The sequence below is a fragment of the uncultured Amnibacterium sp. genome (genome assembly GCF_964245895.1).
GTDB lineage: Bacteria > Actinomycetota > Actinomycetes > Actinomycetales > Microbacteriaceae > Amnibacterium.
The window spans coordinates 1-20,354 of record NZ_CAXTOQ010000030.1 but is presented as its reverse complement, the minus strand read 5'-3'; the positions used below and the strand labels follow the sequence as shown (position 1 = coordinate 20,354).

Here is a 20,354-nt window from a genome sequence, read left to right as displayed (position 1 = left end):
GTCCGCCGGCTGATGGCGGAGACCCGCATCGACCCCGCGCAGCTGGTGCTGCCGATGTTCGTGCGGGAGGGGCTGACCGAGCCGCGCCCGATCGCCTCCATGCCCCGGGTGCTGCACCACAGCACGGACAGCCTGCGGCGGGCGGCCGCGGAGGCGGCTGCGGCGGGCGTCGGCGGCGTGATGCTGTTCGGTGTGCCGGAGACCCGCGACGCGGTCGGCTCGGCCGGCGACGACCCGGACGGCGTGCTGAACGCGGCGACCCGGGCGGTCGTGGCGGAGGTCGGCGACGCGCTCGTGGTGCAGACCGACCTGTGCCTCGACGAGTTCACCGACCACGGCCACTGCGGCGTGCTCGCGGCCGACGGGTCGGTCGACAACGACGCCACCCTGCTGCGGTACCGGGCGGTGGCGCTCGCGCAGGCGGAGGCGGGATCGCAGCTGCTCGGGCTGTCCGGGATGATGGACGGCCAAGTCGCGGCCGTGCGCGAGGCCCTCGACGAGGCGGGCCGGTCCGACGTGCTGCTGCTCGGCTACGCGGCGAAGTACGCCTCCGCCCTCTACGGCCCGTTCCGCGACGCGGTCGAGTCCGCGCTGCAGGGCGACCGCCGCACCTATCAGCTCGACCCCGCGAACCGGCGGGAGGGCCGCAGGGAGGCGGCGCTCGACGTCGAGGAGGGCGCGGACGTCGTGATGGTGAAGCCGGCGTCGCTCTACCTCGACGTGCTCGCCGACGTCGCGGCGACGAGCCCCGTACCCGTCTGGGCCTACCAGGTGTCGGGGGAGTACGCGATGGTCGAGGCCGCCGCGGCGAACGGCTGGATCGACCGCGACCGGACGGTGCTCGAGTCGATCACCTCGATCCGCCGCGCCGGCGCGGACGCCGTGCTGACCTACTGGGCGACGGAGGTGGCCGGGTGGCTGAGGAGCCGCTGAGCGCCGCGCACCTCGCCGACTCGCCGCGCGCGGCTGCGGGGGTCCAGGAGCCGTTCGACGCGAACGCCCGCCTCTTCGAGCGGGCGCAGCGCCGGATCCCCGGCGGCGTCAACTCCCCCGTCCGCGCCTACCGCTCGGTCGGCGGCGCCCCGCGGTTCGTGCGGCGCGCCCTCGGGCCCTACGTCTACGACACGGAGGACCGCGAGTACGTCGACCTCGTCGCCAGCTGGGGCCCGGCGATCCTGGGGCACGGCCACCCCGCCGTCGTCGACGCGGTCCGGTCCGCCGCCTCCCGCGGGCTCTCCTTCGGCGCCCCGACGGAGGGCGAGGTCGAGCTGGCCGAGCTGGTGCACGACCGCGTGCGGCGCGACGGGCGCACCCCGATCGAGCGGCTGCGGCTCGTCTCCACGGGCACGGAGGCGACGATGACCGCCGTGCGGCTGGCCCGCGGGGCGACCGGACGGCCGCTCGTCGTCAAGTTCGCCGGGCACTACCACGGGCACTCCGACGGGCTGCTCGCGGACGCGGGCTCCGGGGTCGCGACGCTCGGGCTGCCCGCCTCCGCGGGCGTGCCCGCCGAGATCGCCGCGCTCACGCTGGTGCTGCCGTACAACGACGAGGCCGCCCTGCGGCTGGCGTTCGAGCGGCACCCCGGCCGGATCGCCGCGGTGATCACCGAGGCCGCGGCCGCGAACATGGGCGTGGTGGCGCCCGCGCCGGGGTTCAACCGCACGATCGTCGACGTCGCGCACGAGCACGGCGCCCTGGTGATCATGGACGAGGTGCTGACCGGCTTCCGCGTGGGCCCGGGCGGCTGGTGGGGCATCGACCCCGACGGCGCGCTGGACGTGGACCTGCTCACCTACGGCAAGGTGATCGCCGGCGGCATGCCGCTCGCCGCGCTCGGCGGCCGGGCCGAGGTGCTGGACCTGCTGGCGCCGCTCGGCCCGGTGTACCAGGCGGGCACCCTGTCCGGGAACCCGCTCGCGGTCGCCGCGGGCCTCGCGACGCTGCGCTCGGCGGACGACGCCGTGTACGCCCGGGTCGACGCCGCGGCCGACCGCGTGGTTGCTGCCGTGACCGGCGCGCTGTCGGAGGCGGGCGTGCCGCACGCCGTCGGCCGCGCGGGCAACCTCTTCAGCGTCGCGTTCGGCACCGATGCGGTGCCCGCGGACTACGACCAGGTGCGCGCCCAGGAGGCCTGGCGTCATCCCGCGTTCTTCCACGCCCTGCTGGCGCAGGGCGTCAGCCTGCCGCCCTCGGTCTTCGAGGCCTGGTTCCTGACGGCGGCGCACGACGACGCCGCGCTCTCCCGCGTCGAGGAGGCCCTCCCCTCCGCCGCCCGCGCCGCCGCCGCGGCGACGCCTCCCGCCTGATCCGCTTTCGCGGATCCGGATCCGTCTTGCGGATCCGGATCTGTCGTGCGGATCCGGATCTGTTTCGCGGATCCGGATCGTTTGCGCGGATCCGGATGGAAGCCGCGACACGCCGCCATCGCGCCTCGGGAGGCGGCGTGTCGCTCGCTGCGTCCGGATCCGCGAACGGGGCTACCGTCGGCCGGTGACCGACAACGACCGCACCATGACCGTGTCCTGGACGGATCCGGCGGAGGCGCTGCCGGACCTCGCGACCCTCGACGGCATCGAGTACCTGACGCGGGTGCGGGACGGCCTGCTCCCGCCGCCGCCGATCGCCACGGTCTTCGGGATGACGTTCGGGGCCATCGAGGTCGGCCGCTTCGAGGTGCGCTGCACGCCGACGGAGGCGTTCTTCAACCCGCTCGGGGTCGTCCACGGCGGGCTCGCCTGCACGATGCTCGACACGGTGCTGGGCTGCGTCGCGCAGACGACGCTGCCGGCGGGCACGGGGTACACGTCGATCGACATCCAGGTGCAGTACCTGCGCCCGATCCTGCCCGCGAACGGCGAGCTGACCGCTGTCGGCCGGGTCGTGAAGGGCGGCCGCCGCGTGATCTTCGCGGCGGCGGACCTGCGCGACGCCGCCGGCGCCCTGCTCGCGACGGCGTCGTCGAGCCTGCTGGTCCTGGCGCGCTAGACCGAGCGCTTCGGCAGGAAGAACGCGCATGAGCAGGAGGAATACGACGAGTTCTTCCTGCTGAAGCGGATTCTTCCTGCTGACGTGCTCGGTTGTTCCTGCTGAAGGACTCGCGGCTGATCCGTGGTCAGTCGAGCCGGAGGGTCATCACCGCGCGCGCCGGCGTCGGCCGGGCGGTCTCCGCGAAGCCGGCACGGGCGAACAGCCCGATGGTGCCGTGCCAGAGCTCGCTGCTGGTCGCGGTCGTCCGCACGGCCCGGTCGACGGGGTAGCCCTCGACGACCCGTGCGCCGCCCGCCCGGGCGTGCTCGACCGCGGCGCCCAGCAGCCGCCCCGCGACCCCGTCTCCGCGGTGCTCGCGACGCACGACGAAGCAGGTGACGGCCCACACGCCGCCCTCGTCCGGCGGCTCCGCGCTGCCGCGCCGCACCACCTGCGTCCGCAGCACGCCCGGCTGCGCGGTGCGCGGTCCGACGCGCACCCACCCGGCGGCCGCGTCCCCGGCGATCGCGACCAGCCCGGGCGACGGCTCCGTTGAGGCGAGCTCCGCCGCCAGCGCGGACCGCCGCTCGTCGCGGGAGGCCGCGTCGAACGCCTTCCGGGTGTCGAGCAGCCAGCGGCACCAGCAGGACGCGCCGTCCCCGCCTCCGGTCAGGGCGTGCTCGACGGCGGCGAACCCGGCCCGGTCCGCGGGCAGGACCCGCAGCGCGTCGCTCACCGGCGGAGCCCCACCACGACGCGGCCGGTGATCCGGCCGGCCAGCACGTCCTCAGCAGCCGCCGGCACGTCCGCGAGCCCGATGACGCGGTCCGTCATCCGGTCCACCACGGCCGCGGGCAGCCGGGACGCGAGCAGATCCCATGCCGCTCGGCGCATGGACGGCGCCAGGTCGACGGAGAAGATCCCCGCGAGGGTGACGCCGCGCAGGATGAACGGCAGCACGCTGCCCGGCAGCTCGGCGGAGCCCGCCAGCCCGCACGCCGCGACCGTGCCGCCCGGCAGCGTCTGCGCGATCGCGTTCACCAGGGCGCCGCCGCCGACAGCGTCGACGACCGCGGCCCAGCGCGCGGGCTGCAGGGGACGGCCCCGCTCGGCGGGGAGGCGCTCGACGACCTCGGCCGCGCCGAGCGCCCGGAGGTGGTCGCCGATCGCGTCCGCGCGACCGGTCGCCGCGTGCACCTCGTGTCCCGCAGCGGCCAGCAGAGCGATCGCGAAGCCGCCCACCCCGCGTCCCGCCCCGGTCACGAGCACCGGCCCGTCGGGGATGCCGTCGCGCTCGAGCGCGAGCACCGACAGCGCCGCCGTCACACCGGCGGTGCCGATGGCGGCGGCCTGCGCGGGGGAGAAGGCGTCCGGCACGGGCACGGCGGTCGACGGGTCGATCGCGACCCGCTGCGCCAGCCCGCCGTCGGTCCGCTCCCCCAGGCCCGCACCCGTCACGATCACCTGCCGGCCGTCGGCCACCGCGCCCACCGCGTCGATGCCGGGCACCATCGGCAGGGACCGCAGCACGCCCGGGCGGCCCGCGACGGCCAACGCGTCCTTGTAGTTGAGCGACGACCAGCCCACCTCGAGCACCGACCCGGTCGGATCGGGGTGCTCCTCCGGCGCCGCGGCCCGGCCGGCCTCCGTCGCGACGAGCGCGCGCATGCTCAGCGGTCGAGGTCGACGGTGCGGGCCTCCCCGATGTCCGGTCGCCCGCCGGTCACGGCCGCCTTCGCGTACTTCAGCAGCACGAGCGGCTTCGGGTCGTCGGTCGCCCAGTACTCGGCGGTGTGGGCGACGACCTTGAGCAGCGCGACCTTCGGGTCGTCCCTGCCCTCGGTGAACCACGCCTCCGCGCCGGTGTCCCACAGCTCGTCGATCTTCGCCGGGTCCTTCACGATCTCGGCCTCGCCGGCGAGGGACACCCACCCGCCGCCCGCGTCGAGCGCGACGTTGACCTGCGGGTTCGCGCGCACCTCGTCCGTCTTGTGCGACGGGTCCTCCGTGAAGAACCACAGGTCGCCGTCGAAGTCGCGCTCCTTCACCGCCATCGGGCGGCTGACGAGCGCGCCCTCCAGGTTCACCGTGGTGATGATCGCGACGCGCGCCTTCGCGACGATCGCACCGATCTTCTCGATCTCGTCCTTCGTTGCCATGGTCCGGACGGTAGCCCGGCTGCCGCAGAGGAGCCTGCGCGAGGTCCGCGGCGCCGAATGACACCGGTGGAGTTCTTATGCTGTCCACCGTGCGGGGGACAGCGGATCCGACGACGCCGGTCTCTGCGGCGGAGCGGACGCCGGCCGCCAGGACGGTCTACGCGCCGGGCGACCCGGTCGATCTGCTGTCGACGGTCCGCGTCCTCCGGCGCGGAGCCAGCGATCCGACCTACCGCCGCGAGCCGGACCGTCCCGTCGTCTGGCGGACCTGCAGGACCCCCTCCGGACCCGCGACCCTCCGGCTCGCGCAGCACGCGGACGGATCGGTGCACGCCTACGCGTGGGGGGCCGGCGCGGACTGGGCGGTGGAGGGGGTGCCCGAGCTGCTGGGCGAGGGCGACGACTGGAGCGGCCTCGCCGTCGCGCGCGTGCCGCTGCTCGCCGACACGCTCCGCAGGCGTCCTGGACTGCGGCTCACCCGCTGCCGGCAGGTCTTCGAGATGCTCGTCGCGGCCGTGCTGGAGCAGAAGATCGCGACCGTCGACGCCCACCGCGCGTGGGCGTGGCTGCTGCGACGCCACGGGGAGGCGGCGCCGGGTCCGGCACCGCAGGGCATGCGCGTCGCTCCCGACGTCGACGGGTGGCGGCGGATCCCCTCCTGGGACTGGCATCGCGCGGGCGTCGAGCCGAAGGCGTCCACGGCCGTGATGGCAGCGGCCGGGGTCGCGCCCGGCCTCGAGCGGACCCTGGCGCTCGGCCGCGGCGGCGCCGAGGTCGCGCAGCGGCTGCGCAGCGTGCCCGGCATCGGCATCTGGACCGCAGCGGAGACGAGCCAGCGCTCCCACGGCGACCCGGACGCGCCGAGCTTCGGCGACCTGCACCTGCCGGGCATCGTCGGCACGGCCCTGATCGGGCGGAAGGTCGACGACGACGGCATGCTCGAGCTGCTGGAGCCGTGGCGCGGCAGCCGGCAGCGCGTGATGCGCCTCATCGTCGCCTCCGGCGTCGCGGTCCCGCGGCGTGCGCAGCGCCTGGCGCCCCAGGACCACCGGCACCACTGAGCCTGCCCCGCTTGCCCGCTCCGGCGCCCTTCCCTCCCACGGCCTCGAGGGCGACCGCAGGACAGGACGCCGTCAGCAGGACGAAACGCGCGATCCTGTCCTGCCGGCCGCGTTCTGTCCTGCTGAAGCCCTCGGGCGGAGGGGCGGGGCGCCGGGTCAGACGGCGGGGCGGTCCGGGGCGGTGAGCAGCTCCGGAGGCAGCGCGGCGAGTCGTCCCGCGATGGTGCCGCGCACCTCCCGGCCGCCGACGAGGATGCGCTGCAGCTCGTCGGGTCGGAGGGGGACCAGGCCGACCAGCCGGATCTCGCCCGCGGCGGTCGCGACGGCCTCGGGCACGCCCGGCAGCCCGACCCCGATGAGCACGCCGACGGCGCCGTCGGCTCCACGCCACTCGGCGGGGGCGTCGGCCACGACGGACATCGACAGCGCGCCGTACTGCTCCAGCTCCGCGGGCAGGTTCATGCCGCTCGCGCCGATGCGGCGGGCCACGGCGGCGACGAGCGTGAACCGCCAGCCCTTCGCCACCTCCTCGTCGGTGCTGCCGAGGTCACGGCTCGCGACGTAGACCTCCGCACCGGGACCGAGCGCGGCGGCGCCCTCCGCGCCGCCCAGGCCGTTCGTCGCGAGCACCTGCACGCCGTCCGCGCGGTGGATCAGCAGGTAGCCCTGCTGCCGCCACGACGGCTGGGCGCTGAGGCGGGCCTCGACGCGGCCGACCGCGCCGACCTCGCGCCACGCGGCGACGAGGGCGTCGTCCGGCTGCTGCGCCGGGTCGGTCGGCATCGCCACCGGCAGCGGCGCGGTCGGCGGCGCGGGGGTCGCCGGCGCGGGCCAGGAGTCGAAGCCGCCGTTCGACAGCGACGGGAGCACGGCCGCGGGCTGCGCGCCCGGCGCCGGAGGAGCGCCCCAGACGGGCGCGCCCCAGGCCGGTGCGCCCTGGTCGAACCGCCGGCCGGCCGGGCTCGACGGCAGCACGTGGAGGACCAGCAGGATCAGGCCGCCGACGGAGGGGATCAGCACCAGCAGGTACAGGAGCCCGGAGAGGTTCGCGTCGTGCAGGCGCCGCACCGACGCGGCGATGGAGGGCACCAGCTGTGCGAGCAGCAGCAGGAGCACGGCGAACAGCAGCACGCTGCCGAGCGCGACGAGCACCGGCGCGCCCACACCGTCGTCGTCCGAGAGCGCCTCCCCGCCGCCGAGCAGGCTGCCGCCGATGACGGCGACCACGACGGCCACGCCCGTGTTCAGCAGCACGGGCCACCAGTACTCCGACAGGCTCGCCCGGCCGGAGAACACGAAGGAGCGCCGCCAGAACCGGGACCACGCGACCAGCGGGGAGGCGCCGGAGAGCGGTCGATCGGGCTCGGTGGGGTCGGCGGTCACAGGGCTCCTCGCGTCGATCCGGACCCCGGAACCCTACCGAGGCCCCTCGGCGGGCTACGCCGGGCGAGCCACGACCGAGAGCCGGCCTGCGGAGCGCACCGCGACCTCGCGAACCCGCTTGCCCGGGTACGGCGCCTCGATCATGCGGTTGTGCCCCGCGTAGATGGCCACGTGGTACACGGCGCCGGGAGCGCCGTAGAAGATGAGGTCGCCGCGCTTGCGATGCTTGTAGGCGTGCAGCCGGTGCTCGCTGCGCGCGGTGCGCCACTGGGCGGTCGCGCTGTGGCCGCCGATGCCGACCTTGACGGCCGAGTACGACTTCATGGTCAGGCCGGAGCAGTCCCAGCGCCCGGGACCGGCCCCGGCGAAGGAGTAGGGGTCGCCGATCTGCTTCTCCGCGTAGGAGACGGCGCGCAGCGCCTTCGTCCTGCCGACCAGCGCCGCCGTCGTGGCGGTGGTGCCGTCGGAGGCGGTCGAGGCGGCCGTCGGGTCGACGCCCGCGGCGGTGAGGGACGCCGCGAGGCGCGTCAGCTCCGGGGTCTGCTGCTCGGCGAGGGCGACGAGGCGGTCCTGCGCGACTGCGGCCGCTGCGCGGTTCGCCGCGGTGTCGTGCTGCAGCACCGCCTCGTCCGCGCGCTGCGCGGCGGCGCCGGCGGCGTCCGCCCCGGCCTCGAGGTCCGCGAGCCTCGCCTGCGCCGTCCGGATCACGGCCGCACGGTCGATCACGGGGGCGGCGGGCTGCGCGACGGCGGTGGCCGGGGCGGGCGGGGTCTCGGGCGCGATCGCCACGACGGTGCCGAGCGCGACCGCTGCGGCTCCGACGGCTCCGGTGATCGCGATCACGGTTCTGGTCCTGGTGTTCCGGCGCACGGCCGCCTCCTGCTGGTGTCGCGCACCGGGCGTCCGGGCATGCCGGAGGCAGGCCGAAGGGGGCGGACGGCGGGGTGGAGCCGGCCGCGCTGGGGACGCGTCGATGCTGGGCCGCCAGATCAGGGGGGTGTGGTGGCGGCCGTCGCGGAGGAAGGTAACAAGAACGTCACGGGGGCGCGTGTCGGCGGCCGAAGACCGGTGGAGAAGGGCGCTCGGCGCACCTCGCCCGAACAATCGCGACAGCCTCGGATCGCCCGTGCTGCCCGGGATTCCAGGGGGATCGGCGGGGTGGGCGGCAACAAATAGCGGTCGCGCGCCCGATATCCACTGAGCGGAAGCACCTTCACGGTGGATGCTCAGGAGGGTCCCAGGTCAGCCGGTCGTGCGGTTCACGAGCCGCGAGAGCACGATCGCGCTCCGGGTGTGATCGACGTTCGGGGCGACGCGGACCCGCTCGAGTGCGAGCTCGAGGCTCGGGATGTCGCGGCTGCGCATGTGCACGATCGCGTCCGCGCTGCCCGTGACGGTGCCGGCGTACACGACCTCGGGCACGGCGCCGAGGATCCGCCGCAGCTCGGTGGGCGACACGGTCCCGCGACAGAACAGCTCGACCCACGCCTCCGTGCTCATCCCCTCCGTCGCCGGGTCGACCTGGATCGTGAAGGACCGGATGACGCCCTCCGCGAGCAGCCGGTCGACCCGGCGCTTCACGGCGGAGGCGGACAGGCCCACGACCGCGCCGATGTCGCCGTAGGCGGAGCGCGCGTTGCGCTTGAGCAGCTCGAGGATGCGGTTGTCGATGGCGTCCATGGCGCTCAGCATACGAAGTGTTGCGTCAGATCGGCGATCGACGCAGGTTTCGTGCGCCCCGCTCGTCGTGTCGCCGCCCGTCCGGCGCGACACTGGAAGGGCCGTCGACCTGGTCCGGCCCGTTCAGCAGCTCCATCACCGAACGAAAGGACCGATGTGTCGCTTTCCGCACCCCTGATCGCGGAGGAGGGCGAGCGCGTCGCGCTGCGCCGCCGCTACCTGATGTGCCGTCCCGAGCACTTCACCGTCGCGTACCGCATCAACCCCTGGATGAACCCGCAGGACCCGACGGACACCTCCGTCGCGCTGGATCAGTGGCAGACGCTCCACGACGCCTACGTGTCGCTCGGCCACGACGTCGAGCTGATCGACCCGATCGCCGGCCTGCCCGACATGGTCTACGCGGCCAACGGCGGCTTCACCCTGGACGGCATCGCCTATACCGCGCGCTTCACCCACCCGGAGCGGCAGCCGGAGGGTCCCGCGTACGCCGACTGGTTCCGCGCGAGCGGCTTCCGCGTGCACGAGGCGCGGGAGGTGAACGAGGGCGAGGGCGACCTCCTCCTCGTCGGCGACGTCATCCTCGCCGGCACCGGGTTCCGCACGAGCGTCGAGAGCCACGCGGAGCTGGCGCGCGTCACCGGTCGCGAGGTCGTGACCCTGCGGCTCGTGGATCCGCGGTTCTACCACCTGGACACGGCGCTCGCGGTGCTCGACCCCACCGGGGCCGACGCGAACATCGCCTACCTGCCGGACGCGTTCGACGCCGCGAGCCGGGCCGAGCTGGCCCGCCGCTACCCGGACGCGGTGCACGTGGGCATCGAGGACGCCAGGTGGCTGGGGCTCAACTCCATCTCCGACGGGCGGAACGTGGTCATCGCCTCCCGCGCGAAGGGCTTCGAGGCGTCGCTGCGCGAGCGCGGCTACACCCCGATCGGGCTCGACCTGGCCGAGTTGCTGCTCGGCGGCGGCGGCGTCAAGTGCTGCACGCTCGAGCTGCGCGGCGAGCGATGAGCGCCCGCGAGAGCGCGCTCGCGCACAACTACCACCCGCTGCCGGTCGAGATCGCCTCGGGCGACGGGGCGTGGGTGACCGACGTCGACGGCCGCCGCTACCTCGACCTGCTCGCCGCGTACTCCGCGGTGAACTTCGGGCACGGGCACCCGCGGCTGATCGCCGCGGCGAAGGCGCAGCTGGACCGCGTGACGCTCGTGAGCCGCGCGTTCGAGAACGACCGGCTGGAGCCGTTCGCCCGCGAGCTCGCCGCGCTCGCCGGCAAGCGGATGGTGCTGCCGATGAACACCGGAGCGGAGGCGGTCGAGTCCGGCATCAAGGTCGCGCGCGCCTGGGGCTACCGGGTGAAGGGCGTGGAGCAGGGCCGCGCGACGATCCTCGTCGCCTCCGGCAACTTCCACGGACGCACCACGACGATCGTCTCGTTCAGCGACGACCCGTCGGCGCGGGACGACTTCGGGCCCTACACGCCGGGCTTCCGCGTCGTGCCGTACGGCTCGGCGGAGGCGCTGGAGGCGGCGATCGACGAGACCGTCGTCGCCGTGCTGCTCGAGCCGATCCAGGGCGAGGCCGGCGTCGTCGTGCCGCCGGACGACTACCTCCCGGCCGTGCGCCGGATCTGCGACGAGCACCGGGTGCTGATGATCGCGGACGAGATCCAGTCGGGCCTCGGCCGGGTGGGCGCCACGTTCGCGTGCGACCTGGTCGGCGTCGTGCCGGACCTCTACCTGCTCGGGAAGGCGCTCGGCGGCGGCCTCGTGCCGGTCTCCGCGGTCGTCGGGAACGAGGACGTGCTGGGTGTGCTGCGGCCGGGTGAGCACGGATCCACCTTCGGCGGCAACCCGCTCGCCGCCGCGGTCGGCCTGGAGGTCGTGCGGATGCTCGCGACCGGGGAGCCGCAGCGCCGGGCGCGCGAGCTCGGCGCCGTCCTGCGGTCGCGCCTCGAGCCGCTGATCGGCCGCGGCGTCACCGCGGTGCGGATCCGCGGGCTCTGGGCGGGCGTCGACATCGACCCCGCGCTCGGCACCGCCCGCGGGGTCTGCGAGCGGATGATGACGGCCGGCGTGCTCGCGAAGGACACCCACGGCCAGACCGTGCGCTTCGCCCCGCCGATCGTGATCTCGTCGGACGACCTGCACCGCGCGATCGACGTCTTCGAGCACTCCCTGCAGCCCGTCCCCGCCTGATGCGTTCTGAAGGCGATCCGGTCGACCGGATCGCCTTCGAGATGGAGTTGCGAGGTACGGGAGTCAGGGGCGGCGGGCGACGAGGAGGCAGTCGCAGGCGGGGCCCGCGGGGGTGTCGCGGTCGCGGCGCCCGGACAGCTCGATCTCGAGGCCGGCGGCGCGCGCGGCCGCGGCCGTCTCCTCCGGCGTCGTCCGGATCGCGGGCGTCATCGTGCCGCCGAGCCCGCGGGCGACGTCGTCGCGGTCGTGCCAGATGCCCAGCAGCAGCCCGCCCCGCGCGAGCGACTCCGCCGCGCGCGCGATCGCGTCGGCGAGCGCGTCCGGCTCGAGCTGCAGGTAGCAGAGCACCGCGAGGTCGGCCGGCTCGGCGGAGTGCCACGTCGTCGCGTCGGCCTCCACCGCGTCGACGGCGGCGCCCGCCTCCACCGCCCGCCGCCGCATCCCGGCCACCGCGGACGCCGCGAAGTCGGTCGCCACCACCCGCCAGCCGCGGCCGGCGAGCCAGAACGCGTTGCGCCCCTCCCCCGCGCCCACGTCGATCGCGAGCCCCGGCTGCGTCGCCAGCGCCGCGACGCGGTCGGCGATCCAGCCGTTCGGATCGGCCCCCCACAGGCTCGAGCCCGCCTCCGTCGCCGTGCGGTAGCGGTCCTCCCAGAAATCCCGGCTGCGCGACGTCACCCGGCCAGCCTGCCGCAGCACGCTCAGGGCTCGACGACGACGTCGACCAGCACCAGCACCCGGTCGCCGCCGATGCGGATCTCCGCCCGGGGGAGGACGCTGCGCAGCAGCGGGACGAGGGGTGCGACGCGCGAGCGCCGCGGGCGGACCGCGACGGGCAGCGACAGGACGATCGTCGCCGTGCGGTCCTGCCCCCGCACCGTCACCGAGCCGGGCCGCTCGAAGTCCGCGAGCGGCAGGCTCGCGACCGTCGTGCGCAGCGCGGCCCGCTGCTCGGTGGTGAGCCGCTCGGCGTAGTCGTCCGGGTCGTCAACCACGAAGCCGGCCTCGACGAGCCAGCCGCGCGCCAGCCCCGCGACCAGCACCGACCGCAGCTCCGCGGCGATCTCCCGGGCGCGCGTCGCCTGCTCCGCCGTCACGGCGCCGGATCCGGCGATCGCGCCGAGCAGCGGGATCGCCGCCGCCTCCAGCTGCGCGACCGCCTCCTGCCGCACCGTGAGCGCGGGGTCCGCGGCCGGCACGACCGCCGGGTCGGGCGGCCGCACGTCCAGGCGCCGGAGGGTCGTCCACGCGAGCACGGCGACCGCGACGGCGGGCGGCAGCAGCTGGGTGGCCGTGATCGCCGCCCGGCCGGCGGGAGGGACCGGCGCCGTCGCCGAGGACAGCAGCAGCACGACCAGCACGACGAGGGCCACGGCGGCGAGCCCGCCGACCAGCACCTCGAGCGGCGGCCGGAGGATCGCGAGCACCAGCAGGAAGACCGGCACGACCGCCAGGCCCCAGTCGTCGTGCAGCGCGGTGTTGCGGCCGGCCTGCGCCGCCTCGTCCAGCACGACGGCGAGCAGCACCAGGCCGAGCACCGCGGCGTGCGAGCGAGCCCGGAACGGCGCACGGAACGGGTTGGCGAGCACCACGACGAGCACCCCGGCCCCGACGAGCGCGGCCAGCGCGACCGCCTCCAGCGCCCACGACGAGACCTGGTCCCGCGCCAGCAGGACCTCCGTCCCCGCGGCCACCAGGGCGAGCACGGCGCCGCCTGCGGCGAACACCGGCGCCGGCGCACCGAGCAGCAGCGGGTCCCGCACCGCCAGGCTGCTGCGGCTCACGGCCGCGCCCCCTTCGGCACGGCCAGCAGCACGGTGGTGCCGACGCCGGGCTGCGCGAACACGCGCATCGAGCCGCCCACCTCCTCCACCCGGGAGCGGACCGCCGTGGCAAGGCCCAGCCGCCCGCGATCGACGCGTTCCGGATCGAACCCGCTGCCGGAGTCGGAGACCATCACGGTCAGGCCGTCGCCGTCCGCGAGCACGGTGACGTCGGCGACGTCCGTGCCGGCGTGGTTCCGCGTGTTCAGCAGGCACTGCTCGACCGCCGCGGCGAGCGCTTGCTCGACGTCCCGCGGCAGCGCGCCGAGCCCGGCGACCTCGCCGTCCACCCGAACGGTCAGGCCGAGCGCGCGCACCCGGCCGATGGCGGCGAGCACGGGCCCGCCGACGGCCGTGATCGACTCGGGGGTCGCGGTCCAGTCCGGGGAGGCGAGCAGATCGAGGGTCCTGCGCAGGTGCGCGACCGTCGCCGCGGGCAGCCTGGCCTCCCCGATGGCGGCGACGGCGGCGAGGTCACCCAGCACCGTGTCGTGCACGACGGCCGCTGCGCGGGAGCGGGCGACCCCGCGCATCCGGGTCAGCAGCTCCTCCCCCAGCGCCGCCTCCGAGGCCCGCTCCGGCTGCGCGGTGCGCCTGCCCGCGATCAGGAACCCGGACGACGCGACGGCGATGAGCGCGAGCGTCGCGCCCTCGGGCAGGTCGAACGACCACGGCACGCCGAACCGCGGTCCGACGGTCGCGGACAGCGCCTCCGTGGCCAGCACGATCGTCGTGCCGACGATCAGCGGCGCCCGGCGGCGGCCGGCGTTCACGGCGAAGGCGAGCATCGCGGTCTTGATCGGCGACACCGGGAACGCCGCGGTCGTCGCCGGCGCCTCCGGGTACCGCGCCAGCACGACGAGCGCCGCGCCGTAGCCGGCGATCATGACCGCGACCGCACCGACCACGACGACGGGCGCGGCCCGGTCGGGGACGGGCAGCGTGAGCACCACGCCGCCCGCGGCGATCGCGGCCGCGGCGACGGCGAGCGGGCCGAGGGAGGGCACCGGGCCGTTCAGGATCGCCGTCGCGACGCAGGCGAGCACGAGCGTCGCGGCCCCGTAGCAGAGCCCGGCGGCGCGCAGCCCGTCGGACAGCGCGCGTCGCGCGGCCTGCGGGGGACCGGGCATGGGCGCGATCGTAGGACCCCGGAGGCGTCCGGGGTCCCGTAACAAGCCCGGAACACGGCTCTCACTACGCTGCCGACATGGCGGACCTCTTCGACGGGTACGCGCGGACGACGGCGCCCACCGCCGCCCGCGCGGCGGAGCCGTTCGACGAGATGTTCGCCGACCTGCCGATGACCACGGACGGCGGCGTACCCCGCGACCCGTACCGGGAGGTGCACACCGCGCTCGCCTCGATGACCCAGGCCGAGCTGCGCGGCCGCACCGAGGCGCTCGCGAACTCCTACCTCGCGCAGGGCGTCACCTTCGACTTCGCGGGCGAGGAGCGGCCGTTCCCCCTCGACGCCGTGCCGCGGGTGATCGAGCAGCACGACTGGGCGTTCGTCGAGCGTGGGGTGAAGCAGCGGGTCAAGGCGCTGGAGGCGTTCCTCGCCGACGTCTACGGGCCGCAGGCCGCGGTGCGCGACGGGGTGCTGCCCGCGGGCCTCATCAGCTCCTCCGCGCACTTCCACCGCCAGGCCGCCGGCGTCGTGCCGGCGAACGGCGTGCGCATCCAGGTCTCCGGCATCGACCTCATCCGCGACGAGCGCGGCGGCTGGCGGGTGCTCGAGGACAACGTGCGGGTGCCGTCCGGCGTCAGCTACGTGATCTCCAACCGTCGCGTGATGGCCCAGACCCTGCCCGAGCTGTTCGTGCGGATGCGGGTGCGGCCGGTGGGGGAGTACCCGAACCGGCTGCTGCAGGCGCTGCGGGCGGCGGCGCCCCCTGGGGTGGACGACCCGACCGTCGTCGTGCTCACGCCCGGCGTCTACAACTCCGCCTACTACGAGCACACCCTGCTCGCACGCCTGATGGGCGTCGAGCTGGTGGAGGGCCGCGACCTCTTCTGCTCCGGCGGCCGGGTCTTCATGCGCACGACGGCCGGCCCGACCCGGGTGGACGTGATCTACCGCCGGGTGGACGACGAGTTCCTCGACCCGCTGCAGTTCCGCGCCGACTCGCTGCTCGGCGCCCCCGGGCTGATGCTCGCCGCGCGGCTCGGCAACGTGACGATCGCGAACGCCGTCGGCAACGGCGTCGCCGACGACAAGCTCGTCTACACGTACCTGCCCGACCTCATCCGCTACTACCTCGCGGAGGAGCCGGTGCTGCAGAACGTGGACACCTGGCGGCTGGAGGAGCCGGCCGCGCTGGAGGAGGTGCTGGACCGCCTCGACGAGCTGGTCGTGAAGCCGGTCGACGGCTCCGGGGGCAAGGGCCTCGTGGTCGGTCCCCGCGCGTCGCGGACCCAGCTCGACGAGCTGCGGCGCCGCCTCGTCGCGGACCCGCGCGGCTGGATCGCCCAGCCCGTCGTGCAGCTGTCGACCATCCCGACGCTGGTCGAGGACGGCGTCCGGCCGCGGCACGCCGACCTCCGGCCCTTCGCGGTCAACGACGGCCGGGACGTCTGGGTGCTGCCGGGCGGCCTCACCCGCGTCGCGCTGCCGGAGGGGCAGCTCGTCGTGAACTCGAGCCAGGGCGGCGGGTCGAAGGACACCTGGGTGATCGGCGGCGACGAGCCCGACCCGATGGACCGCTCCTCCGTCTCGACGATCGTGCACGGGCAGGCAGCGGGAGCGCGGACCCGCCGGCCGGTCGCGCCGACGTCGCACGAGCCCGACCACTCGCCCCTCGACGTGATCGACGACACCGGCGAGCAGCAGCAGCAGCAGCAGCAGATCCGTTTCGCAGGAGTTCCTGCGCCGGCGCCGCAGGAACTCCTTCACAACGGAAGCCGCCTGCCCGCCGGTCGAGGTGCGAGCGCAGCGGGCCTCGAGACCACAGGAGGCGATCACGGATGCTGAGCCGGATCGCGGAGAGCCTCTTCTGGATCGGGCGCTACATCGAGCGGGGCGACGGCACCGCCCGCATCCTGGACGTCCACCTGCAGCTGCTGCTGGAGGACCCGTGGGTCCACGAGGACGCGGCCTGCCGCGGCCTGCTCGCGGTGATGGGCTCCCCCGCCCCGCACGACGGCCGGCTGTCCCGCGGCGACGTGCTCGCCGTCCTCGGCGTCGACCGCACGCACCCGGCCTCGATCGCCTACTCGCTGATCGCCGCCCGGGAGAACGCCCGCCGGGCCCGTGAGATCGTCAGCACCGAGCTGTGGGAGTGCCTCAACACGACGCGGGCCCGCATCCCCCGCCAGGTCTCCCCCGCGCGCGTGTCCGAGTTCTTCTCCTGGGTGCGGGAGCGCACCGCGCTCGCGGTCGGCATCATCGACAGCGCGACGAGCCGCGACGACGTCTGGCAGTTCTTCACCCTCGGTCGCAGCATCGAGCGCGCCGACATGACCGCCCGGCTGCTCGCCACGCATGCCCTGACCGGCAACAACGGCCCCAGCTGGACGACGCTGCTGCGGTCCTGCGGCGGGTACGAGGCGTACCTCCGCACGTACCGCGGCACCCCGTCGGCGCAGAACGCGGCGGAGTTCCTCGCCGTGGACCGCCTGTTCCCGCGGTCCATCCTGTTCTCGATCAGCCGTGCGGAGCAGTGCCTCCGGCAGCTGGAGCCGCGCAACGAGCGGGTCGGCACCTCCGACCGCGCGCTGCGGGTGCTCGGGCAGATCCGGGCGGAGCTGGAGTTCCGGCAGATCGACGAGATCCTCGCGGACCTCGCCATCCAGATGGAGGCGGTGCAGGCCGCGACCTCGGCGGCGTCGGAGGCGATCCGGCAGAGGTACTTCCCGACGAACACGACACCGGTCTGGATGGGGGAGCTCTGATGGCTGCAGCACACATGCGCGGCGCGGCATGAGTCGCGTCCGAGTCCGCCACGTCACCGGGTACCACTACGGCGGGCAGGTCACCCAGTCCTACAACGAGGCGCGGATGCTGCCGCCGTCCGGCGACGGCCAGTTCGTGCTCGCGTCGAACCTCGAGATCTCCCCGATCTCGTCGACGCACGGGTACGTCGACTACTGGGGCACCCGCGTCAACTCGTTCGAGATCCTCACCCCGCACGAGCAGCTGTCGCTCACCGCGACCAGCCTCATCGAGGTCATGCGCTCCCCGCACGAGGAGACCGGGACGACGTGGGCCGAGCTCGAGACGGCGGCGCGCGGCGCGGTCGGCACCGTCGAGCAGCTGCAGCAGACCGGCTTGACGGAGCCCCCGGAGGAGGTGCGCGAGCTCGCCAGGGCGGCCGCGGCGGACCTCGACCCCTGCGCGGCGGCGCTCGAGGTGTGCCGGGAGGTGCATCGCCGGGTCACCTACATGGCGGGCGTGACGAGCGTGCAGTCGACGGCGCAGGAGGCATGGGCCGAGGCGCGCGGCGTCTGCCAGGACATCGCGCACATCGCGCTCGGGGCGCTGCGCTCGATCGGCATCCCCGCGAGGTACGTCTCCGGCTACATCCACCCCGACCCGTCGTTCCCGCTGGGCACCGCCGTGACCGGCGAGTCCCACGCGTGGATCGAGTGGTTCTGCGGCGCCTGGCGCGGGTACGACCCCACGAACGACCTCGAGATCGGCGAGCGGCACGTGCTCGTCGGCCGGGGGCGCGACTACGCCGACGTGGCGCCGCTTCGCGGCATCTACGCCGGGCCGTTCGGCAGCCGGCTGTTCGTGGAGGTGGAGATCACGCGAGAGGCGTGACTCACTCCTCCGGGCCGGGGTTGCTGGAGCCCCGACCGCGCTGGGCGTCGTCCGCCCCCTCCGAGGGACCCGGGTTCGACGACCCCGCGCCGGGGATGATCCCGTCGGGCCCGGGATCCTCCGTCCCCTGCTTCGAGGTGTCCTCGGGGCCCTCCTCGGGGCCGGGGTTCGCGCTGCCGCTGACGTCGCTGTCCATGGCCGCGAACCTACGCGCCCGGTCCCCTCCGCGCAGCGGTCCTGCACGACCGTTCGGGGAGGATGGCGGCATGGCCCGCCTGATCCTCGTCCGCCACGGCCAGACCCGGTCGAACGTGCACGGCCTGCTCGACACCGCGGCGCCGGGCCCGGGGCTGACCGACCTCGGCCGCGAGCAGGCAGCAGCCCTCGTCCAGGTGCTCGCCGGCGAAGCGATCGACCGGGTCGTCGCCTCGCCGCTGACCAGGACCGTGGAGACCGCGGCGCCCCTCGCGGCGGCGCGCGGGCTGCCGCTGCTGCAGGATGCCGGCCTGCGCGAGGTCCTCGCCGGCGACCTCGAGATGCTCGCCGACCACGACTCGCACCGCGCGTACCTGGGCGCGGTGTTCTCCTGGGCGACCGGGGACCTGGCGGCGCGGATGCCGGGGGACCCGGAGAGCGGAGCGGACTTCTTCGCCCGCTACGACGCGGCGGTCGAGGCCGCGACGGCCGGCGTCGGCACGGTCGTCTGCGTCAGCCACGGGGCGTCGATCCGCACCTGGGCCGGCTCCCGCGCGAGCAACGTCGACCGGGAGTTCGGCGCCGCCCACGGGCTGCCGAACACCGGCGTCGTGACCCTCGACCGGCAGGGGGACGGCCTCTGGCGGGTCGACACCTGGACCGACTTCCGCTTCCCGCCCGCGCTCGACGACGACCCGACGGGCGCGCCGGTCGCATGACCCGCGCACGGGGTCCGCTCGTCCTCGCCGGCGGCCTGCTCGGCGCGACGCTGCTGCTCGGCGTCCTCGCGCTGCTGCGCGAGCCGGCGTCGCTGCCGGTCGTCGCACACCTCGGCGGGCGGGCGGTCCGCATCGCCGCGGTCCAGCCGTCCCTCGCCGCCCTGGTGCCGCCCCTGCTCGTCGCAGGGGTCGCGGCCCTGCGCGGCTCCGGACGGCTCCAGGAGTCGGCGGCCGTCTGGGCGGCGGGTGCGGCGTCGCCGATCGTCCTGTTCCTCGTCGCGCGCCTGAACGGCCTGGCGGAGGCGATGGCGCTCGTGCTGGTCTACGCCTCCTCAGCGGGAGGCGTGCTGCTGCGGTCCCTGCACCGGCCGGGGGAGCGCCCGGCGCCGCTGCGCTGGTGGGCGGTCCTTGGCATCGTGCCCTGGGGCGTCGTCGCGTTCACGCAGATCGGCTCCGGCCTGGCGGGCGCGCCTCCTCCGGCCGCCGTCCGCCTGCTGACGCTCGTCGTGCTCGCCGCGAGCATCGTCGAGTTCGTGTCCGCCTACCGGCGTCGCGACCTCCCGCTGCCGGCGACGACCGGGCTGCTGCTGGCCGCGCTGCCCGGCGGGCTGCTCGCGCTGCTCACCGTCGCGACGACCGGCTGACCGCAAGCCCTTGACAGCGCGGAGCGGGCTCCCAGCATCCCTCCGCGACGGCGCGGGACGATGCACGGATGAAGACGCCCTTCGGTCTGCTGGACACCTCCGCGCCCGAGAGCCGCCGACCGGGTGCGGCGCTGGTCGCGGGCCTCGTCGCCGGCATGAGCTCCGGCGCGATCAAGATGGGCTGGGAGGCGCTGCTGCCGCCCCGCAAGCCGGACCGCGAGATCCCGCCGGTGATCTTCCTGCGCCAGCGCGGCATCGACCCGGACCGGTACACCTACGAGTTCAACGGCAACACCGTGCCGCTCGGCATCCTCGCGGTGCACTTCGGCTTCTCGTTGGTGACCGTCGCGGCCTACTCCGTCGTCGCCGAGTACCTGCCGCGGACGAAGCTGTGGGCCGGAGCCGCGTACGGCATCGGTGCGTTCGTCGTCGCGCACGAGATCGTGCTGCCGCGCCTCGGGCTCAGCCCGAAGGCCGCCGACCTGCCCGTGGAGGAGCACCTGTCCGAGCTCTTCGGGCACATCGCCTGGATGCTGGAGGCGGAGCAGGTGCGCAAGGCCGTCCGGCTCGCCGTCGCGGGCGTCCCGGACGCCGACACGCGCGTGAACGCGCTCGCGCGGCTCGCCGACACGGCTCGGGCCGCGCTGCGGCGCTGAGGGCCGCCGTGACGAAGCGGGTGCTCGTCGTCCGCCTCGACAGCATGGGCGACGTCCTGATGGCGGGTCCCGCGATCCGCGCGGTCGCGGCGGCGCCCGAC

22 protein-coding genes are annotated in these 20,354 nt (G+C 75.2%); 12 read left to right on the top strand and 10 right to left on the bottom strand.

The window, feature by feature from the left end; all coding sequences use genetic code 11:
- Positions 1–12 precede the first annotated feature (12 nt).
- The 3 genes from hemB (at position 13) to ACFE60_RS06570 (ending at position 2,988) form a co-directional block, all read left to right on the top strand.
- Positions 13–933, top strand: a complete 921-nt coding sequence (gene hemB / locus ACFE60_RS06580; RefSeq protein WP_375388059.1) for a porphobilinogen synthase — start codon at positions 13–15, stop codon at positions 931–933.
- Complete coding sequence (locus ACFE60_RS06575; RefSeq protein WP_375388058.1) at positions 930–2,309, top strand: glutamate-1-semialdehyde 2,1-aminomutase; 1,380 nt, start codon at positions 930–932, stop codon at positions 2,307–2,309. The genes hemB and ACFE60_RS06575 overlap by 4 nt, the downstream gene beginning before the upstream one ends.
- A 184-nt stretch (positions 2,310–2,493) precedes the next feature.
- The gene (locus ACFE60_RS06570; RefSeq protein ID WP_375388047.1) at positions 2,494–2,988 is read left to right on the top strand and encodes a PaaI family thioesterase; all 495 of its coding nucleotides are present in this window, start codon (positions 2,494–2,496) and stop codon (positions 2,986–2,988) included.
- Between the two features lie 127 nt (positions 2,989–3,115).
- Here the strand turns inward: ACFE60_RS06570 and ACFE60_RS06565 are convergent, their stop codons facing one another.
- From ACFE60_RS06565 to ACFE60_RS06555, 3 genes are read right to left on the bottom strand one after another with little or no spacing between them, the layout of a single operon-like run.
- The gene (locus ACFE60_RS06565; protein ID WP_375388046.1) at positions 3,116–3,706 is read right to left on the bottom strand and encodes a GNAT family N-acetyltransferase; all 591 of its coding nucleotides are present in this window, start codon (positions 3,704–3,706) and stop codon (positions 3,116–3,118) included.
- Positions 3,703–4,638, bottom strand: coding sequence for a zinc-binding dehydrogenase (locus ACFE60_RS06560; RefSeq protein WP_375388045.1), 936 nt, complete (start codon positions 4,636–4,638; stop codon positions 3,703–3,705). The genes ACFE60_RS06565 and ACFE60_RS06560 overlap by 4 nt, the downstream gene beginning before the upstream one ends.
- A 2-nt stretch (positions 4,639–4,640) precedes the next feature.
- Entirely contained in the window at positions 4,641–5,129 is a 489-nt protein-coding gene (locus ACFE60_RS06555) for a pyridoxamine 5'-phosphate oxidase family protein (RefSeq protein WP_375388044.1), read from the bottom strand.
- 89 nt (positions 5,130–5,218) lie between these two features.
- Between ACFE60_RS06555 and ACFE60_RS06550 the strand changes: the two genes are divergently transcribed.
- Positions 5,219–6,190: a DNA-3-methyladenine glycosylase family protein gene (locus ACFE60_RS06550; protein ID WP_375388043.1), complete on the top strand. Its 972-nt coding sequence runs from the start codon at positions 5,219–5,221 to the stop codon at positions 6,188–6,190.
- A 156-nt stretch (positions 6,191–6,346) separates the two neighbouring features.
- On the opposite strand, the gene ACFE60_RS06545 is transcribed toward ACFE60_RS06550, so the two are convergent.
- The 3 genes from ACFE60_RS06545 to ACFE60_RS06535 all read right to left on the bottom strand — a co-directional run bounded on the left by ACFE60_RS06545 (position 6,347) and on the right by ACFE60_RS06535 (position 9,253).
- Entirely contained in the window at positions 6,347–7,573 is a 1,227-nt protein-coding gene (locus tag ACFE60_RS06545; protein ID WP_375388042.1) for a DUF805 domain-containing protein, read from the bottom strand.
- 54 nt (positions 7,574–7,627) lie between these two features.
- On the bottom strand, positions 7,628–8,416 hold the full coding sequence (locus ACFE60_RS06540) for a C40 family peptidase (protein WP_375388041.1): 789 nt from the start codon (positions 8,414–8,416) through the stop codon (positions 7,628–7,630).
- 399 nt (positions 8,417–8,815) lie between these two features.
- On the bottom strand, positions 8,816–9,253 hold the full coding sequence (locus tag ACFE60_RS06535; RefSeq protein ID WP_375388040.1) for an Lrp/AsnC family transcriptional regulator: 438 nt from the start codon (positions 9,251–9,253) through the stop codon (positions 8,816–8,818).
- A gap of 222 nt (positions 9,254–9,475) precedes the next feature.
- Here ACFE60_RS06535 and ddaH point away from each other — a divergent pair, with 222 nt between their 5' ends.
- Together ddaH and rocD are read left to right on the top strand one after the other, a co-directional pair.
- Complete coding sequence (gene ddaH / locus ACFE60_RS06530; RefSeq protein ID WP_375388057.1) at positions 9,476–10,267, top strand: dimethylargininase; 792 nt, start codon at positions 9,476–9,478, stop codon at positions 10,265–10,267.
- Positions 10,264–11,454, top strand: coding sequence for an ornithine--oxo-acid transaminase (rocD, locus tag ACFE60_RS06525; protein WP_375388039.1), 1,191 nt, complete (start codon positions 10,264–10,266; stop codon positions 11,452–11,454). The genes ddaH and rocD overlap by 4 nt, the downstream gene beginning before the upstream one ends.
- 63 nt (positions 11,455–11,517) lie before the next feature.
- Here rocD and ACFE60_RS06520 read toward each other — a convergent pair whose 3' ends face one another.
- Genes ACFE60_RS06520 through ACFE60_RS06510 form a run of 3 tightly spaced genes read right to left on the bottom strand, consistent with a single transcriptional unit; the run spans position 11,518 to position 14,407 of the window.
- Complete coding sequence (locus ACFE60_RS06520) at positions 11,518–12,132, bottom strand: class I SAM-dependent methyltransferase (RefSeq protein WP_375388038.1); 615 nt, start codon at positions 12,130–12,132, stop codon at positions 11,518–11,520.
- Between the two features lie 23 nt (positions 12,133–12,155).
- Positions 12,156–13,238 carry a hypothetical protein gene (locus ACFE60_RS06515; RefSeq protein ID WP_375388037.1) on the bottom strand — a complete coding sequence of 361 codons (1,083 nt, stop codon included), beginning with the start codon at positions 13,236–13,238 and terminating at the stop codon, positions 12,156–12,158.
- Entirely contained in the window at positions 13,235–14,407 is a 1,173-nt protein-coding gene (locus tag ACFE60_RS06510) for a sensor histidine kinase (RefSeq protein ID WP_375388036.1), read from the bottom strand. The genes ACFE60_RS06515 and ACFE60_RS06510 overlap by 4 nt, the downstream gene beginning before the upstream one ends.
- Before the next feature lie 77 nt (positions 14,408–14,484).
- Here ACFE60_RS06510 and ACFE60_RS06505 point away from each other — a divergent pair, with 77 nt between their 5' ends.
- From ACFE60_RS06505 to ACFE60_RS06495, 3 genes are read left to right on the top strand one after another with little or no spacing between them, the layout of a single operon-like run.
- Positions 14,485–16,248, top strand: a complete 1,764-nt coding sequence (locus ACFE60_RS06505) for a circularly permuted type 2 ATP-grasp protein (RefSeq protein WP_375388035.1) — start codon at positions 14,485–14,487, stop codon at positions 16,246–16,248.
- On the top strand, positions 16,242–17,168 hold the full coding sequence (locus tag ACFE60_RS06500) for an alpha-E domain-containing protein (protein WP_375388034.1): 927 nt from the start codon (positions 16,242–16,244) through the stop codon (positions 17,166–17,168). Before ACFE60_RS06505 ends, ACFE60_RS06500 begins: the two co-directional genes overlap by 7 nt.
- A 28-nt stretch (positions 17,169–17,196) precedes the next feature.
- On the top strand, positions 17,197–18,039 hold the full coding sequence (locus ACFE60_RS06495; RefSeq protein ID WP_375388033.1) for a transglutaminase N-terminal domain-containing protein: 843 nt from the start codon (positions 17,197–17,199) through the stop codon (positions 18,037–18,039).
- 1 nt (position 18,040) lies between these two features.
- Here the strand turns inward: ACFE60_RS06495 and ACFE60_RS06490 are convergent, their stop codons facing one another.
- A complete protein-coding gene (locus tag ACFE60_RS06490) occupies positions 18,041–18,235 on the bottom strand; it encodes a hypothetical protein (protein WP_375388032.1) in 195 nt (64 codons plus the stop codon).
- A 70-nt stretch (positions 18,236–18,305) separates the two neighbouring features.
- Between ACFE60_RS06490 and ACFE60_RS06485 the strand changes: the two genes are divergently transcribed.
- The 3 genes from ACFE60_RS06485 (at position 18,306) to ACFE60_RS06475 (ending at position 20,253) form a co-directional block, all read left to right on the top strand.
- Positions 18,306–18,953: a histidine phosphatase family protein gene (locus ACFE60_RS06485; RefSeq protein ID WP_375388031.1), complete on the top strand. Its 648-nt coding sequence runs from the start codon at positions 18,306–18,308 to the stop codon at positions 18,951–18,953.
- Positions 18,950–19,597, top strand: a complete 648-nt coding sequence (locus ACFE60_RS06480) for a hypothetical protein (protein ID WP_375388030.1) — start codon at positions 18,950–18,952, stop codon at positions 19,595–19,597. The genes ACFE60_RS06485 and ACFE60_RS06480 overlap by 4 nt, the downstream gene beginning before the upstream one ends.
- 68 nt (positions 19,598–19,665) lie before the next feature.
- Entirely contained in the window at positions 19,666–20,253 is a 588-nt protein-coding gene (locus ACFE60_RS06475; RefSeq protein WP_375388029.1) for a DUF1440 domain-containing protein, read from the top strand.
- Positions 20,254–20,354 lie beyond the last annotated feature (101 nt).

Excerpts from the sequence above, each read along its gene's own strand:
- hemB (WP_375388059.1), top strand. The coding sequence starts at position 13 with ATGGCGGAGACCCGCATCGACCCCGCGCAGCTGGTGCTGCCGATGTTC.
- ACFE60_RS06560 (WP_375388045.1), bottom strand. The coding sequence starts at position 4,638 with ATGCGCGCGCTCGTCGCGACGGAGGCCGGCCGGGCCGCGGCGCCGGAG.
- ACFE60_RS06555 (WP_375388044.1), bottom strand. The coding sequence starts at position 5,129 with ATGGCAACGAAGGACGAGATCGAGAAGATCGGTGCGATCGTCGCGAAG.
- ACFE60_RS06535 (WP_375388040.1), bottom strand. The coding sequence starts at position 9,253 with ATGGACGCCATCGACAACCGCATCCTCGAGCTGCTCAAGCGCAACGCG.
- ddaH (WP_375388057.1), top strand. The coding sequence starts at position 9,476 with ATGTGCCGTCCCGAGCACTTCACCGTCGCGTACCGCATCAACCCCTGG.
- rocD (WP_375388039.1), top strand. The coding sequence starts at position 10,264 with ATGAGCGCCCGCGAGAGCGCGCTCGCGCACAACTACCACCCGCTGCCG.
- ACFE60_RS06510 (WP_375388036.1), bottom strand. The coding sequence starts at position 14,407 with ATGCCCGGTCCCCCGCAGGCCGCGCGACGCGCGCTGTCCGACGGGCTG.
- ACFE60_RS06505 (WP_375388035.1), top strand. The coding sequence starts at position 14,485 with ATGGCGGACCTCTTCGACGGGTACGCGCGGACGACGGCGCCCACCGCC.
- ACFE60_RS06500 (WP_375388034.1), top strand. The coding sequence starts at position 16,242 with ATGCTGAGCCGGATCGCGGAGAGCCTCTTCTGGATCGGGCGCTACATC.
- ACFE60_RS06495 (WP_375388033.1), top strand. The coding sequence starts at position 17,197 with ATGAGTCGCGTCCGAGTCCGCCACGTCACCGGGTACCACTACGGCGGG.
- ACFE60_RS06490 (WP_375388032.1), bottom strand. The coding sequence starts at position 18,235 with ATGGACAGCGACGTCAGCGGCAGCGCGAACCCCGGCCCCGAGGAGGGC.
- ACFE60_RS06485 (WP_375388031.1), top strand. The coding sequence starts at position 18,306 with ATGGCCCGCCTGATCCTCGTCCGCCACGGCCAGACCCGGTCGAACGTG.
- ACFE60_RS06480 (WP_375388030.1), top strand. The coding sequence starts at position 18,950 with ATGACCCGCGCACGGGGTCCGCTCGTCCTCGCCGGCGGCCTGCTCGGC.
- ACFE60_RS06475 (WP_375388029.1), top strand. The coding sequence starts at position 19,666 with ATGAAGACGCCCTTCGGTCTGCTGGACACCTCCGCGCCCGAGAGCCGC.